We start from the raw sequence: 15,693 nt of genomic DNA, 5'->3' as shown, positions 1-15,693 counted from the left end.
CCAGTGGTATTACGAATGTGAGGGATGCAAAGCGCTACTCAAGCCTTTAATAGGTGATTGTTGCGTTTATTGCTCTTTTGGGACTGTTAAGTGCCCACCCATTCAAGAAGGAAGTAGTTGCTGCAATAAATCTTAACGTCTGCTAATGGCACAAATAGTAAGTCCGATATCAACCTTCTGAAGGTCTGCAATTTGTATAATGCCGACTGTCAGGGCAAGTCGAGACCTTTAAATCAAAGTGTCAGATTAGATATGAGCCACTACATAAGTTTAGGGGCTGACATAGCTATACAGCCCCAATTTTTATTATTTGCAGTAGTTTTGCCCTAACTTTTTTGCCAACTGCGCTATATAGTTAGGGTTGTCTTCAGGTATCCACTTTCCGTATATCGTCGCTATCATATTTGTATTCGCATGGCCCATTTGACTTGCTAGCCAAGCTTCGTTACATCCTGCTGTAAGCATCCTACTCGCATATGTATGTCGAAGTTGATAAGCAGCGCGGTAAGGGACATCTGCTTCTCTCAACCACTTTTCCCATTGCTTTGGAGCAGTTGTAAGTTCTGGCCTTTTGTAAGGTTGATTAGCTCTTCCTAAGAAGACTCTTCGCCTTTCGACAATATCAAATTTGCCGTACTTGTAATGAATTTTATCAGTTACTGGCGGAAGAGCTGCCGTCTCATCCTTCATTTCTTCTAGCACCGCTAATGCTGCTGGAAGAAGCTCTACCACACGGTAGCCGCTTTTGGTTTTTGGCGGTTTTAGCTTTCCTTTTCTCGTGAGATTGTATTTAACAGTAATTCTCTTGTTTTCCAGATCAACGTCTTCCCATGCCAGCGCCTTAAGTTCACCATGCCGAAGACCCGTCCAAGCTAGGAATTTAACCATCTGTCGAACTGATGGAACATGGATTGTAGCGAGAAGGCAGTCTAGTTCATCCACTGTGAAAGGCTTAACGTAACGATCATAATACTCTAAATTAAGGTCGTCTTTTTTCAACTGAGGTACTAATCTCATGGGATTTTCTTTCAGGTGGCCTTCTTCAACGGCATAATCCAGCACCCTACGTAGCGTACTGCTGTACTCGTTAACTGTCGTTACCGTGCAACCAGCAAATTTCGTTTTGCTATTGCCTTGTACGCTCTTTTTTCTTAAGTCTTTAAGGACGGTCTTAGTAAGATGACCAAGTGGCTTCGAGGCGAGTCTGTAGTGCGAGAGCCAGTTAAGAGCTGTATTGAGTTTCTCTCTAATTGAGTCGGAGAGTACCGAATCATTTTCTTCTATATAGCTTTTTAAGCAAGCTTCTACAGTGATCGGCGAGCCTGGGTTACGTGCATTAGTGGGGAAGTGCGTAGACCAAAACTTTTCCTCATCATATTTAAACAGGCCATTTGCGATGTCTTCTTTTATGTTACGCAGCCTGTCAATAGCAAGCCCAATATTATCCAGGTTTGGCGGATAGCCAAGCGACTTTCGAGTATGTCGAAGTTGACCTGGAAGCTTAAATTGCAAACGTAGGCTGCCATTGTGGATTGATACCCCTTTGGCTGCCTTTAGTGCGACTTTTAAAGGGTCATCCTCCTTAGTTCGAGTTTGAGACATCACATATACTTCCTAAAATTTGCTACGTTTACAGAAATCGCGTGACCTTTATCAGCCTGCTTCCACACCTTTCCCGAAGGCATAGGCTTATCCTTGTTCTTTAATCGCTGACGAACTGCACTTACGCTTTTCCCGAGTTCAGCAGCGGCTTCTTCCAAAGTTAGCCACTGGCTTTGAGGTTTTTTGAGCTTCGTAAGCTCTGTTTCTAGAAAAGCGATCTTATTCAGAATCCATTCGATCTTTTCAGGGTTATTCATTACTTCGTTAATGTTTATGCTGCTAAAGTTAGTCAAGGATCTGTCTCATCTGTTTTTGAACTAGACATAGCTTACAAAAAAAAATTTTTTTAAAAAAATCTTATAGGTTTTTGTGGACGAGCTGCAAAACTTAGCAGTCGGCTTAACAGTTCGAGAAAAAAATCATAAGATACAGCTAACGAGAGTAATCTCATTACTAGAAATTTAATGAAAAAACTGATAGTTTCAATTCCATTGACTGCGATAGCTCAGCAGCAATGTAATTGCCCCCAAATGTGTTCCTCTCATTTCAACATTCCCCTCGTTTTTAGTATTTCTTTAAGTCTATTTTCTTAATCTTGAGAATTTTTCCCGAAGTGTTCCTAGTTACTTTTGAGGTTTACTATGAGGATAAAAAATGATTAAGAAGACAAATGCTCGAGATCTGAATATTAAGTTTATTCATCAATTTAAGCGTTCTACTAGAACGGAGTGGCCGGATAAATTTCGCGTTTGTTGGTTTTTTGAACCAAACACGCTCGATTATATCTATGAGCATAAAGATGAGTGTTTCGTCACTAACGGATTTGTTCTGTCAGATGCTCTAGTAAAGCAGCTACCAGAGGGATATCGAAAAAAATATTTTGAGGCACATGAAAGGTGTTTGTTGTTTCTGCTTTTCGAGGAGAAAATCGTCAATTTCATCAACTCTGAATTTGTTGATTCTGATGAATTTGAGAACGCGTTTGGAGTTTCGAAGAGAAGATATTTCTCAGACGAAGCTATTGAAGAATGGACTGAACAGATCGACTTACTTTGAGGGCTGCTTTGCGGCCCTTTTTCTGTTGTCGAGCGATAATTTTTCAACACTGTTACGTAGACTGATTAGCAAATTCTTGCTGCTAGACTTCGCAGTAAAGAATTTGAAAATTATCATATTTTCATTAAATTTACTAGTAAGTATTAGGCGTTATATGGAGCATTATGAAAGTTAATGTTATCGATGAGTGAGTTAGAAGCTCACCAAACTATATATCTTATTCTTGGCTTCGTGAGTGGTGGCTGTTTAGCATCATTTTTTATAACGATTAATCCATTTTTTGTAATCGTAAATTTTGTGCTGTTAAACAAAATTATGTTTGGAGTAAAAAGTTTCTACAGCGAGTCGTCTGACAGAGAAAACGGTCGAAAATTACTAACTCGTGCGCTATTTAGATTCTTTTAAAATGCGAGTAGCGATGTGCATACATTGGATAGGTAAAAGTTATGTCCTCAGCCAAGGATGGCGACCCACAAACTTAGACACGCTGCTCTAATCTTTAAAATATCGGATACAGTTTTACAATGAACACAGCTGCATACAAATTCACGACTAGGAAAAATTGTTTCACTGTGACGCCCCTCGAGAGATAATTTCCCTCGCTTTGAGCTTATTTACTCATGCATTAACTTTGGAGAAAAATGCATGAAGACAAATAAACGTTTTTTAGTGGATATCATAATAGGAGAGTTATCGCGCATGTTAAACGTAGTATCGTATTTACTGCTAGCGTTATATATGATTTCTATTCTATTTAAAGTAGAACTTAATCCTAGTTTTCCCTTTCATGAAACTGAACTATTTTTAAGTTCTATAGCAGCTTTGTTATTATCATTATTGTTAAAGCTTTGGCTTTTTCGAAACGATTAGTATCGGTTATTAAGCGCTCTAAGAGCGCTTTTTTTATTTAACAATATAAGTACACCGAAAAAGTTTTGAAAATAAATTTATATAAAAATACACATTGATGAAGTGAAATCAAGATTTAGACAAAATCTGCTTTGACCACTTCCAGCTTTTTATCGGCTACATTATTGATTGCATTGGGGTTTAAAAACTATCGCTATTCTATTATGATTGCTTTCGCTTTGTTGAATCGCTAGACAGCGGAAAACACAATATCAGGGAAGAGACCAAAGCCAAATCTGCTTAGTTGGAATAGCTGCGATGTCATGCCATTAGCACTGCTGTTTTAAATTGAAATCTCTTTCCCCCTAAACATATTTTCTTTTCTGGTTCAAAAAAGTAATTCGTCACTGGCAATACATACTTAGTGTTTAACTGAGAAAACCTTCACAGTTGAAACCTGTTGCTTCGTTGAACGATTCACAATTAATAATAAATTAAAATTTTGTTGTATAAGGGAAGTAATGAGAATTATCGGAAAAGTTTTTGGGGGCGCAATGCTTGCCTCTTTGTCGTTGAATGTAAGCGCAGAGCTCATCACTTATGGTGAGTTTTCGAAGGAAGAAAACTCCGATGTAGTTACAGGGCTGGGTATGGAATGGTTACAGTGGTCATCGACAAGAGGTATGTCTATAAATAGTGCGCTCTCTTCTTTTAGTCAAAACGGGTGGCGATTGGCCTCCATAACGGAGGTGACGGCATTATTTAATTACTTCGTTCCTGAATACGAGTGGATAGAGTCAGAATCAGTAACTCAACAACGTACAACGGGGAGGAGCGATGAGCTATCACCCGACTCTGAAACTGATGTTCAGTTTCAAACCCTATTCGGCTATACCTATTCGGCCCGAGCTTCTGACTACTTAGAAGGTGACGGCTTGAATAAAACTGAAGCTATTTTCGGTAGTGATGATAACGGTAATAACTACTATGGCCTTGCGGGACTTTATGATGATTTTACCGTATTTAACGGAAACCGGAATGTAGGAAATGCTTATTTGACTAAGGATCAACATGTCGCTTCATTTGCCTTCCCCAGATATGGGGTAGCACTTGTTCGCGGGGATTTAGATTTAAGCTATTTAGACGGGGACTTGTCGTTCCAAGGTGGTGAACGAGATATAGGTGGCAATGGTGGAAACACAATTGATGTTAACGGTGATGGCACTAGCAACGAAAACAACAATCAAGTAGCAAACGTGCCTGAGCCTGCTACTTTAGGAATTTTTGCATTAGCTACAGGTCTTCTCATTTCCCGAAGAAAAATCTTCTGTTTTAACTCTTTTGGCAAAGATTTACTTTAGCTAGCGCAAAAAATAGCCCCCTTAAGGGGGGCTAAAAACTTAATCGCTTTCCAGTTTTCTCATAGCAAGTAGCGCAATTAGCCCTAGAATAACCGATATTCCAATACATCCAAACGAAACTAATAAAAGCCTGTCTGACAGCGATTGAAACGCAATCTGCTCAGGGTAACCAAATAGTATAAAAAACGTATCCCATAGGGCGTTGATTAGTGAAACCCCAACAACCGCATTACTCAACTTAGTCCATTTTCCGCTTAATTTTATACAAGCACTGAAAAGCGCTTCATAATCTGCCTTCATATTCTGTTTTCCTTCAGTAGTCCTGTATTTAACTAAGCACTCTGGAGGGTAACTATGATGATATTGTGGTGAGAGCTTATATCTATTCGCAAATTTTCGGCGATGTTTCTTTTAATATGGCTTGTCTGAAAGTCTAGGATGTTGTAACTGGTGTTAATGCTTTTAAGGAGTTGAATTAAAATTTTTACTATCGCAGAGATTGCATCGAAAAATTCGCAGAGCAGGGCGCTAGTTAATTAAAGCAGAGTCATAAAAAACTTAACTTAACTTACATGAGTTTCATGAGCTCAGTGAGCACATTATTGAAAGTGCAGTAACCCTCAACAGTGCTTTCGTTTTGACTCGACGTATGCAGAGGCACATGCGTTAAAAGTGTACTGTTTATCATTGCGATACTCAGTACATTTTGAAGCCAAAGACATAAAAAATAGGGGAGCCTGTAGGGCTCCCAGAGGTCATTCTATTTGCTTATTTACTCTAAAAATCCTAGAACTCTCCCAGCATCACGATACCCAGCCAACCTGATTTCAATGACCCTGTCGTCAGTGGTTGTAGCAAGCTTTTCCAGCTCTGCTAATTTATTTAGAAAATCGTTTTTTTGGTTCAACTTAGTTTTGTCACCCTTAAGTAAACGCTTGCTGTTGAACATCAACTCATAGATAAGATCACAGTCAGAGGATCTGAATTTTATGCATGTAGTAATTGTTCTTTGTTGCGTCTCACTGAAAGGTGACTGACTGCTGGCAATTATTCTAGCATGGGCTTTTTCAATTTGAGTTAGAAATCGTTGGCGATGACTATACATATACACGAAATCATATAAACCATCCGGCGATTCAAATTCTTGCAAATATTTAGCTAATATTTTCTGTCTTAAATTAGTATTAGATTTATTTTTGGCATTTGATGTTTCCATTTCAATGCCAATTTTAACACCAGTTATCGCATCAACCACGATGGCATCCACTAATCGAGGGTCATTTCCTCTGTGCTCTAGTGTCACTGCAAGGTCGCTCTCTGACGCGAAACCAGCTACTTTCTTTTGCTTAACTAGATTGAGAACAACCAACTGCACTGAAAGATCATGTATCAGGTTCCGCTCATTGATTCTGCTAGCATCAGATCGCAAGTGTAACTCACGGTTTAAAAGGAACTCTGCCTCTCTAATACCTCGAGAGGTCAGAAGAATATATCCATTATCCGTATTAGCAAAAGTTGGATGAGTTACAATCAACTGTTTCTTTTTCATGCGATTGATTAACTTGTTTACTGCTTCTCGGCTTATACCTAGGTGGTGTTGAATAACACTTTTACTTGAAACCCTAAATGTGCCGACGATAGCGAGTACGGCGCTTTCTCTTAATAACCCGACAGTACCTGGGTCTGCTGCCGATATAGTTCCTACATGGCGCAACGATGATTCGAGTGCTCGTTCTAAATAATTCATGAATTCTCCTTGAGTAATAATCACCAATACATAGAACCAACCGTGGGATAATTTTCGAATGAAAGCATGATACATTGCATCCTGCCGGAGCTTCGCAACGCTAAGCACTGCGCTTAGCTATAGTGATTTTCTGACGAAAATCACAAACAACTTCGTTGTAGTAAACCTTCTGCAAAGCAGAGCTGACGCGACTCGTCGCTGCTCTGCTACTTGTCACTTTGTGACTGCGACAGAAGTTTTACTCGGAGTCAGCTACCGCTGATTAACCACTCTTTTCCCCGTCCTCTGCTCGGGGAAAGCGTCGCGTGGAATACCCCGCTCGCAGTGTTCACAACGGTGTTGTGAAGGTTGCAGATTATTGCTGTGCAATACTCAGCAAGTTTGCTGAAGCAAACGAAAAAAGTGGTTAATCTGCGATGCTGACTCCAACTTCGAGAGCTGCTATGTTTCACAAAGCAGCTCTCTACGCAGTAGTTGTTGAGCTTCGCTCAAGTGTTTTTGCTCAGTCGTACCGACTGAGCACTTGCATCTACGATGGAAGTGCTTTGACCAATCGCCTTTCGTTATCAGCAAAATAAGAAAAGAGTACCTTCCGATGTTCTTAAAATTATTGCTGGTTTTTAGTCTCTCTATTTTGAACCGTGTGATTACTTTTATCGATAAAGCTGTGAAGCTACGATGCTTCTGTATATATAAAAATTGATGTTGAGCATTCTGTTTTGCGGCAAACCTTTAATAGTGCAGTAAATTTTACGGACTTAACCCATGAGTTAGTGCTACTGTTGTCTGTTTGCTTAGTTATTTCAGTTGAAGTTTGTTTTTTGAGTTTGATAACCGTTTCGAGTCGGTGAGGCTATAATAATGACTAATAATTTTCTCTACCACGGCCCCTCTAATGAAGTTCCGTTTGATTATCGAGGTGGGTATGGCTTTTCACAAAATACGCGATACAAGTTTGATAACCCCCAAATTTCAGATGTCTACTATGTCATTCAAAAGCTTCGTAATGGTGATCCGCTTGAATTAGTAGGCAAATTTGAATTAGTTGGTAAGAAAGAGGAACCTGATAAGGGGAATCCGAAAGAAAAGCGATTTCGTCTTCAATTTCGCGAACTTAGTAAGGTTAGCATTCCTGTACAAATCGATGAGGACGAATTTACAGCGAGAATTGGTGAGGAAGCGCCGGAACCAAATTACAGATGGACACCTCTGACAACATTATTTTGTCATCAAGCTAATAGTGGTAATTATGAGTTAGGTGGCAAAACTGTTGCGGCTCTAGAAGATTTACTTTCTCCTACAGGTGACTCTGGTTTAATTTTCAATGAAGAAGAGAATCGAAGGAAAGATGAAAAGCGAAAAGAAAAGGAAATCGAACATGATTCTTCGCTGTCTGATACTGACAAAGTTGCTTTGGTTAAATCTAGGCGTGGTCAAGGCAAGTACAAAAATAACCTTACGAAAATTGAGCGACATTGCAGATTAACAGGAACAACTAACTTATCTCATCTTAGAGCATCCCACATTAAGCCCTGGGCTAAGTCAACAAACGCTGAGCGCTTGGATGGCAATAATGGGCTTTTGCTAGCTCCCCATGTAGATCATCTTTTTGATTATGGATACATTTCTTTTGAAAATGACGGTACGCTTCTGATTAGTAGAAAATTAGACGCATCAACCATGAAAAGTTGGGGCGTAAAGTCTGGAAATTACGGTACTTTTAATGCTAAACAGATGAGGTATTTACAATATCATCGCAAACATGTTTTTAAAGTGTAATTAATAATGTTCGATAAATTTTTGTATATCGATTAGTTGAAAGTTTGGGCTTATATTCCATTACGTCAAACGGTAGCTGCAATTGCAAATAAGTTCTGTTTGAGTCTCTAACTAAGATGGTTAATCCGCAGGTATGTAATTTAGGGACTTGAGGTATTCAATCAATGACAAATATCTAGTGTTCTGATACTTTCGACTAAACAGACAAGGAACTAGATTCCTTGAAAAAGAAAAAGGATTAGATACTCATACAGTAAGGACACGCCCATGTTTTCTACAAGATTACTGAACCGAAGTCCTTCGTATGAACCGAGCTTGGGGGACGTATGAGTTCAGTTAACAAAAAAGCGCTATCAGAAACCGATATCATATCTAAGTACATCATGCCTGCCATAAAGCAGGCTGGTTGGGATGATATGACCCAAATCCGGCAGGAAGTAAAACTGCGTGATGGTAAAGTCGTTGTTCGTGGAATGGTGGCTGCACGTAAAAAAGTAAAATCCGCTGATATCGTGCTTTACCACAAACCCTCAATGCCCTTGGCTGTTATAGAAGCCAAAGCCAATAAGCATGAAATCGGTAAAGGGATGCAGCAAGGGCTAGATTACGCCCAATTACTTGATGTGCCCTTCATTTTTGCCAGCAATGGTGACGGTTTTATTTTTCATGACAAAACGAATCCTCAGCAACTTGAAACTGAAATTGGACTAGAAGACTTCCCAACGCCTTCACAATTGTGGGCAAAGTATTGTGCGTATAAAGGCTATAAAGAATCACAGTTACCCATTATCACGCAAGACTACTATGACGATGGTTCTGGTAAATCGCCGCGTTACTACCAGTTACAAGCAATTAATAAAACCGTAGAAGCAGTATCCTCAGGCAAAGACAGGATTTTGCTGGTAATGGCAACAGGTACAGGTAAAACCTATACCGCCTTTCAAATCATTTGGCGCTTGTGGAAAGCCAAAGCTAAAAAGCGTGTTTTATTTCTGGCAGACCGAAATGTGCTAGTAGACCAAACTCGTATTAATGACTTTCAGCCCTTCGGTCAGGCAATGACAAAAATCACAGGCAGAAAAGTCGATCCCGCTTACGAAGTTCACTTGGCACTATATCAAGCATTGACTGGCCCCGATGAAAGCCAGAAAGCCTATAAGCAAGTCGACCCTGATTTCTTCGACCTTATCGTGATTGATGAGTGCCATAGAGGCAGTGCATCAGAAGAGAGTGCCTGGCGTGAAATCCTTGAATACTTTGGCTCTGCTACTCAAATTGGTTTAACTGCCACACCCAAAGAAACCGATGAAGTGTCTAACATCGACTACTTTGGTGAGCCAGTTTATATGTACTCATTAAAAGAAGGCATCGAAGACGGCTTTCTTGCCCCTTACAAGGTAGTGCGCGTGGATTTGGATATCGACTTACAAGGTTGGCGACCAACCAAAGGGCAGGTTGATAAGCATGGTAATGAAGTAGAAGACCGAATTTACAACCAGAAAGACTTTGACCGTACTTTGGTAATCGATGAGCGCACTCAACTTGTAGCGGAAACAATTACTAATTACCTGAAACGTACCGATCCCTTAGCAAAAACAATTGTGTTCTGTAACGACATCGACCATGCCGAACGAATGCGCAGGGCGCTAATTAACTGTAACCCTGAACAGTATGCTAAAAACGATAAGTATGTGATGAAAATCACAGGTGATGATGCCATTGGTAAAGCTCAGTTGGATAACTTCATTAATCCCAAACGCACTTACCCTGTTATCGCAACTACATCAGAACTTATGACAACGGGTGTTGATGCCAAAACCTGCAAACTGGTTGTGCTCGATCAGAACATTCAGAGTATGACCAAGTTCAAACAGATCATCGGCAGAGGCACGCGTATCGATGACAAATTTGGCAAGCTCTGGTTCACCATCCTCGATTTCAAAAAAGCTACAGAACTGTTTGCCGATGAGCGTTTCGACGGTATTCCTGAAAAAGTTATCAGCACTAAGCCCAGTGATATCAATGATGAAGATTCTGATTTTAACGATATTCTAGACGGGCACGACTCAGAGGATGAGCCTGAAGTCACTACTGATAGCACTGATAGTCATGGCAGCGATGATGACTTTGATTTCCCTGAAGGTGGGGATTCAGCACAAACGGGCTGGGATGAAGATGAAGAAAAGACTGTTACTAAATACCACATTAATGGTGTAGCGGTTAAGAAAGTAGGTGAGCGAGTTCAATATTATGACGAAGACGGCAAACTCGTTACAGAGTCATTTAAAGACTACACCAAGAAGACCCTCACGAAATCTTTTGCATCCCTCGATGACTTCATTAAGCGTTGGAACGGTACTGAGCGTAAACAGGCCATCATAGATGAATTAGCGTCTGAAGGTGTTATTTGGGAAGTATTGGAAGCAGAAATTGGGAAAGGATTAGACCCATTTGATATGATATGTCACGTTGTTTTCGACCAGCCTCCGCTAACGCGCAAAGAACGCGCAAACAATGTTAAAAAACGCAACTACTTCACCAAGTACAGCCAAATGGCGCAGGCCGTTTTGAATGAGCTATTGAATAAATATAGCGATGAGGGCGTGGAAGCCTTGGAAAGCAAAGACGCCCTTAAAACAGGTAAAGTTGTAGAGTTTGGCCGTCCGATCGAAATTGCCAAAAAAGGCTTTGGTGGCAAAAAAGAATATGAAGCAGCCATAGCCGAACTGGAAAAAGCAATCTACGACACCACACCGAATAAATCGGCTTGAGTGACGCTCAAGCCGCACAATAAAGAATTAGAGAATAAGAAAGTATGTCAATCAGTACCGTTATTAAATCCATTCAGGACATCATGAGAAAAGACGCTGGCGTTGATGGTGATGCTCAGCGTTTAGGCCAGATGTCATGGTTACTCTTCCTAAAAATATTCGATGCACAAGAAGAAGAGCTGGAGTTTGAAATGGATGACTACCGTGAGCCAATTCCACCTAAGTACCTGTGGCGTAACTGGGCAGCGGATGATGAAGGGATCACGGGCGAAGAGTTAATGGAGTTTGTAAATGATGACTTGTTCCCAGGACTTAAAAACTTAACAGCGCCCATCGATAAGAACCCTAGGGGCTTTATTGTCCGCGAAGCGTTTTCCGATGCCTTCAACTACATGAAGAACGGCACGCTGTTACGCCAAGTGATTAACAAGCTAAATGAAGTAGACTTCACTGATTCAAAAGAACGCCATTTATTCGGTGACATCTACGAGCAAATTTTACGTGATCTGCAAAGTGCAGGTAACGCAGGGGAGTTCTATACGCCCCGTGCTGTAACCCGTTTTATTGTAGACAGGGTAGACCCGAAATTAGGCGATAAAGTATTTGATCCTGCTTGCGGCACAGGCGGGTTTTTAGCGTGTTCAGTTGACCATGTAAAATCAAAATATGTAAAAACCGTAGCCGACCATAAAACACTGCAAAATCAAATTCATGGCGTTGAGAAGAAACAGCTACCTCACCTGTTAGCCACAACAAACATGATGCTGCACGGTATTGAAGTACCCGTACAAATCAGGCACGACAATACGCTTAACCGCCCACTTTCAAACTGGGATAGTGAGTTTGACGTTATCGTCACCAACCCGCCATTCGGCGGAACCGAAGAAGACGGTATCGAAAAGAACTTCCCTTCTGATATGCAAACGCGGGAAACTGCCGATCTGTTTCTACAGCTCATCATTGAAGTGTTAAAAGACGGCGGACGCGCCGCAGTGGTATTGCCAGACGGCACGCTCTTTGGTGAAGGCGTTAAAACCAAAATCAAAAAGCTGCTCACAGAAGAATGCAATCTGCACACCATAGTTCGACTACCTAACGGCGTATTTAACCCGTACACAGGCATTAAAACCAACCTGCTGTTTTTCACCAAAGGTAAACCAACCAAAGAGATTTGGTTCTACGAACATCCTTACCCAGAAGGCGTAAAAAACTACTCCAAAACCAAGCCAATGAAGTTCGAAGAATTCCAAACCGAACAAGAATGGTGGGGTACAGAAACAGATGACTTTGCCAGCCGTGTAGAAAATGAGCAGGCCTGGAAAGTTTCAATTGAAGATGTTATCGAACGTAACTTCAACCTGGATATTAAAAACCCGCATGTAGGTGAAGTAGAAAGCCACGATCCAGACGAACTGTTAAAGCAATATGAAGCCCAACTGCAAGAAATTCAGGTATTGCGGGATCAGCTAAAAGGCATTTTAGCAGAAGCATTATCTTCAGGTACTGAGGGTAAAGCCTAATGTCAGTAGAAAGCATAATTACTAAAAAACTGGATGTCTGGACATCGGTAATCAAAACCAAGACTGCGTCAGGACGGGGAAGTTCCAACAAGCTTGAGCTTTATGGGATAAAAAAGCTGAGAGAACTGATTTTAGAGCTTGCAGTGCAGGGAAAGTTAGTAGCCCAAAATAAAAACGATAAACCAGCAATACAATTTCTGAAAGATCTTGAAATAGCAAAAGTTAAGTTAATTGAACAAGGTAGTTTAAAGAAAGTAAAGCCATTGGCATTAGTCGATGAGGTTGAGTTGCCTTTTTCTATCCCTAAAAGTTGGCATTGGGAAAGACTTGGTAATTTAGGTAATACACAAACTGGTTCTACTCCTCCAAAAGCGAACCAGGAACACTATGGAAGTGATATTCCATTTATTAAACCAGCTGATATCAGTGATATCGGTGTCGATTATGACTCTATGGGGTTAACTTTTGACGGTGCAAATAAATTAGGCCGAATTGCAGATGAGCATTCCGTTCTAATGGTTTGCATTGGCACAATCGGGAAATGTCAATTAATTGACCGAAAGTGCTCCTTTAATCAGCAAATCAACTCAATTACTCCCTACGTTCCTGAGTTCGGACAATACTTATATCAGGCACTTCGTAGTCCGTATTTCAGTAGATTGGCTTGGGATAAGTCTTCTTCCACAACGATAGCAATTCTCAACAAGGGCAAATGGGAGTCAATTCCTGTACCTGTGCCCCCGTTAGAAGAACAAAAAAGAATAGTAGTAAAAGTAGAAGAGCTGATGGCCCTATGTGACCAATTAGAGTCACAAACCGAAGCCAGTATAGAAGCGCATCAAACACTCGTTAAATCACTTCTAGAAACGCTCACCAACGCAAAAGATGCAGATGAACTAAACGAAAGCTGGCAGCGCATCAGTGAACACTTCGACGTGTTATTCACCACAGAAGACAGCATCGACCAGCTAAAACAAACCATCCTGCAACTGGCAGTAATGGGCAAACTTGTAAAACAAGACCCCAACGACGAACCCGCATCAAAACTACTGGAACGCATCGCCGCAGAAAAAGAACAGCTAATCAAAGATAAAAAAATAAAAAAACAGACAGAATTAAAAGAAGTTAATGAAAGCGATTTTCCATTTAGCACTCCAGAAGGATGGGCAGTAGTTAGACTAGGAGCTTTAATACCTCAATTTCAAAATGGAGTCTCAAGTAGAGGTGACAAAAAGGGTAAGGAGACAATAGTTCTTAGACTAGCAGATATAAAGGACTGGAGAATAAGTGAAAATGACACAAGACGTTTAATAATAAATGAGGAGACTATCGAAAAATACTTATTAAAGAAAGGTGATACTTTAATTATAAGGGTAAACGGTAGTTCAGAAATTGTTGGTCGATTTATAACTGTAGAAAAAGTAACTGATGCCATTTACTGTGATCATTTTATCAGAATGCGTTTCCCAATACCTTGTATAGAGCCAAATTATCTTGCGATTTTAGGTTCTTCTCGTCTAGTTCGAGATAAAATTTCTGATCTATTTATTAGTACCGCAGGTCAGAAAACAGTAAATCAAACGCATATTAGTTCTTTAACCCTCAGTATTCCCCCAGTAATGGAGCAAAAAAGGATATCTGAGAGAGTACGTTATCTGGTTGCTATTTGTGATGAATTGAAATCAAAATTACAGACAGTTCAAAGAACAATAAGTAATGTGGCGGATTCAGTAAAAGCCAACTACTAGAGTCAAGGAGAGAGAATGAGTAGCTTGAAATATCTATATGCTGGTAATGACAGAGATGCTTCTGGCGGGCTTTTGCAAACTGAAGTAGATCTGAGTGGTGATGATGTTCAGGAGCAGTTAGCGCCAGTTACTTCATTTTTAAATCGGCTAGTGGACTCTGAGAATCTGATAGTTTTAGCTGGTTCAGGAACATCGTTGTCACTTAATTCACAAATTGTGGGGCAGCCTAAAGTTGCTCCTAGCATGTGGGATTTGTGGAATTTATGTAAGAATGCTGACGATAAGTTATTCGGTTTAGTGAGAAGTGCCGTTAGATATAGTGAGACTGCACAGACTAATTCTACAGGCGAGATAATAGAAGATATTGAGTTGCTTCTTTCATTATGTGACTCCTATATAGAGCTAAAAACTTTATCGAGAACTAGGCAAGGGCAACTTGAACGTTTTTTAAAGTTGGCTAAAAAAGTTATATTTGATGCCACTAATTTTTGTGACAAAGTTTCAAATGAAAAGTGGTCTGCACACAATAGGTTTATCAGAACTCTTTCTAAAAGAACTCCAAAGCAAAAAAGGCTAAAGCTATTTACAACGAATTATGATTTGGCTTTTGAGAATGCAGCATCCAATAATGGAGTAATCGTTATTGATGGCTTTGAATTCTCTAAACCGTCCCGCTTCAATCCTGCTTGGTTTAATTACGATATAGTTAATAGAACACAAGCTAATGAACAGACTGGTTCTTACCTTTCAAATTTAATGCATTTATATAAATTGCATGGTTCTGTCGACTGGGTAAAAATTAACGGGTCTATTCGGAAGCTATCTTTCACTGAAGATGGGGATTGTGAGCCAGTATTCATATACCCTAGTAGTTCCAAGTACCAAAGTTCTTATGACTCTCCCTATATTGATATGATGTCGGCTTTTTTAGATGCACTCCAAAAACCGAAAACTTCTCTACTATGTGCAGGATTTGGTTTTAACGATAAACACTTGAACAATGCCATTTCGATGGCCTTGCGTACGAACCCTGAATTCAATTTAATCGTAGCAACAAAAGATCCTTTTAATCCAAGTGGAGCATTTAACTCGTCAGTTCGGTCAATGTTAACTAACTTAATGATTGCTGGAGATGCCAGAACAATGATGGTTGACTGTTCTTTTGATGATTTGTGTTCACTTATTCCTGAAAGGCAGAAGGTGACACCCGAAGAAAGAGTTTATCAGGCTATTAAAGATCTAGTTGGTCAATAAAAAGGA

12 protein-coding genes are annotated in these 15,693 nt (G+C 40.2%); 8 read left to right on the top strand and 4 right to left on the bottom strand.

Annotated elements, in window-relative coordinates; all coding sequences use genetic code 11:
* Positions 1–136, top strand: a 136-nt coding sequence (locus MHN09_RS21400; RefSeq protein ID WP_275446451.1) for a GDCCVxC domain-containing (seleno)protein, incomplete at its 5' end; no start/stop codon positions are given.
* A gap of 170 nt (positions 137–306) precedes the next feature.
* On the opposite strand, the gene MHN09_RS06620 is transcribed toward MHN09_RS21400, so the two are convergent.
* Together MHN09_RS06620 and MHN09_RS06615 are read right to left on the bottom strand one after the other, a co-directional pair.
* On the bottom strand, positions 307–1,602 hold the full coding sequence (locus MHN09_RS06620) for a tyrosine-type recombinase/integrase (protein ID WP_239239735.1): 1,296 nt from the start codon (positions 1,600–1,602) through the stop codon (positions 307–309).
* Positions 1,602–1,859 (bottom strand): hypothetical protein, encoded by a 258-nt coding sequence (locus tag MHN09_RS06615; RefSeq protein ID WP_239239732.1) that lies wholly within the window; start codon positions 1,857–1,859, stop codon positions 1,602–1,604. Before MHN09_RS06615 ends, MHN09_RS06620 begins: the two co-directional genes overlap by 1 nt.
* 397 nt (positions 1,860–2,256) lie before the next feature.
* Between MHN09_RS06615 and MHN09_RS06610 the strand changes: the two genes are divergently transcribed.
* Positions 2,257–2,658, top strand: coding sequence for a hypothetical protein (locus MHN09_RS06610; protein ID WP_239239729.1), 402 nt, complete (start codon positions 2,257–2,259; stop codon positions 2,656–2,658).
* Positions 2,659–4,028: 1,370 nt separating this feature from the next.
* Positions 4,029–4,868: a PEP-CTERM sorting domain-containing protein gene (locus MHN09_RS06605; protein WP_239239726.1), complete on the top strand. Its 840-nt coding sequence runs from the start codon at positions 4,029–4,031 to the stop codon at positions 4,866–4,868.
* 39 nt (positions 4,869–4,907) lie between these two features.
* Here the strand turns inward: MHN09_RS06605 and MHN09_RS06600 are convergent, their stop codons facing one another.
* Entirely contained in the window at positions 4,908–5,168 is a 261-nt protein-coding gene (locus tag MHN09_RS06600; RefSeq protein ID WP_239239723.1) for a hypothetical protein, read from the bottom strand.
* A 472-nt stretch (positions 5,169–5,640) separates the two neighbouring features.
* Positions 5,641–6,615, bottom strand: a complete 975-nt coding sequence (locus MHN09_RS06595) for a hypothetical protein (protein ID WP_239239720.1) — start codon at positions 6,613–6,615, stop codon at positions 5,641–5,643.
* An 861-nt stretch (positions 6,616–7,476) separates the two neighbouring features.
* Here MHN09_RS06595 and MHN09_RS06590 point away from each other — a divergent pair.
* From MHN09_RS06590 to MHN09_RS06570, 5 genes are all read left to right on the top strand, one after another.
* Positions 7,477–8,394 carry an HNH endonuclease signature motif containing protein gene (locus MHN09_RS06590; protein WP_239239717.1) on the top strand — a complete coding sequence of 306 codons (918 nt, stop codon included), beginning with the start codon at positions 7,477–7,479 and terminating at the stop codon, positions 8,392–8,394.
* Between the two features lie 326 nt (positions 8,395–8,720).
* Positions 8,721–11,165, top strand: coding sequence for a DEAD/DEAH box helicase family protein (locus MHN09_RS06585; protein WP_239239714.1), 2,445 nt, complete (start codon positions 8,721–8,723; stop codon positions 11,163–11,165).
* Positions 11,166–11,209: 44 nt separating this feature from the next.
* The gene (locus MHN09_RS06580) at positions 11,210–12,685 is read left to right on the top strand and encodes a type I restriction-modification system subunit M (protein WP_239239710.1); all 1,476 of its coding nucleotides are present in this window, start codon (positions 11,210–11,212) and stop codon (positions 12,683–12,685) included.
* The gene (locus MHN09_RS06575; protein ID WP_239239707.1) at positions 12,685–14,433 is read left to right on the top strand and encodes a restriction endonuclease subunit S; all 1,749 of its coding nucleotides are present in this window, start codon (positions 12,685–12,687) and stop codon (positions 14,431–14,433) included. Before MHN09_RS06580 ends, MHN09_RS06575 begins: the two co-directional genes overlap by 1 nt.
* Positions 14,434–14,448: 15 nt before the next feature.
* Positions 14,449–15,687: an SIR2 family protein gene (locus MHN09_RS06570; RefSeq protein ID WP_226433420.1), complete on the top strand. Its 1,239-nt coding sequence runs from the start codon at positions 14,449–14,451 to the stop codon at positions 15,685–15,687.
* Positions 15,688–15,693: the final 6 nt, after the last annotated feature.

It is taken from the genome of Alteromonas sp. MmMcT2-5 (genome assembly GCF_022348315.1).
Taxonomy (GTDB): Bacteria; Pseudomonadota; Gammaproteobacteria; order Enterobacterales; family Alteromonadaceae; genus Alteromonas; species Alteromonas macleodii.
The sequence above is the reverse complement of the archived record's forward strand: the minus strand, read 5'-3'. Positions and strand labels throughout refer to the sequence as shown.

Bases quoted from the DNA above. Each gene is read 5' to 3' on its own strand.
- MHN09_RS06615 (WP_239239732.1), bottom strand. From the start codon at position 1,859: ATGAATAACCCTGAAAAGATCGAATGGATTCTGAATAAGATCGCTTTT.
- MHN09_RS06570 (WP_226433420.1), top strand. From the start codon at position 14,449: ATGAGTAGCTTGAAATATCTATATGCTGGTAATGACAGAGATGCTTCT.
- MHN09_RS06575 (WP_239239707.1), top strand. From the start codon at position 12,685: ATGTCAGTAGAAAGCATAATTACTAAAAAACTGGATGTCTGGACATCG.
- MHN09_RS06585 (WP_239239714.1), top strand. From the start codon at position 8,721: ATGAGTTCAGTTAACAAAAAAGCGCTATCAGAAACCGATATCATATCT.
- MHN09_RS06590 (WP_239239717.1), top strand. From the start codon at position 7,477: ATGACTAATAATTTTCTCTACCACGGCCCCTCTAATGAAGTTCCGTTT.
- MHN09_RS06595 (WP_239239720.1), bottom strand. From the start codon at position 6,615: ATGAATTATTTAGAACGAGCACTCGAATCATCGTTGCGCCATGTAGGA.
- MHN09_RS06620 (WP_239239735.1), bottom strand. From the start codon at position 1,602: ATGTCTCAAACTCGAACTAAGGAGGATGACCCTTTAAAAGTCGCACTA.
- MHN09_RS06600 (WP_239239723.1), bottom strand. From the start codon at position 5,168: ATGAAGGCAGATTATGAAGCGCTTTTCAGTGCTTGTATAAAATTAAGC.
- MHN09_RS06580 (WP_239239710.1), top strand. From the start codon at position 11,210: ATGTCAATCAGTACCGTTATTAAATCCATTCAGGACATCATGAGAAAA.
- MHN09_RS06610 (WP_239239729.1), top strand. From the start codon at position 2,257: ATGATTAAGAAGACAAATGCTCGAGATCTGAATATTAAGTTTATTCAT.
- MHN09_RS06605 (WP_239239726.1), top strand. From the start codon at position 4,029: ATGAGAATTATCGGAAAAGTTTTTGGGGGCGCAATGCTTGCCTCTTTG.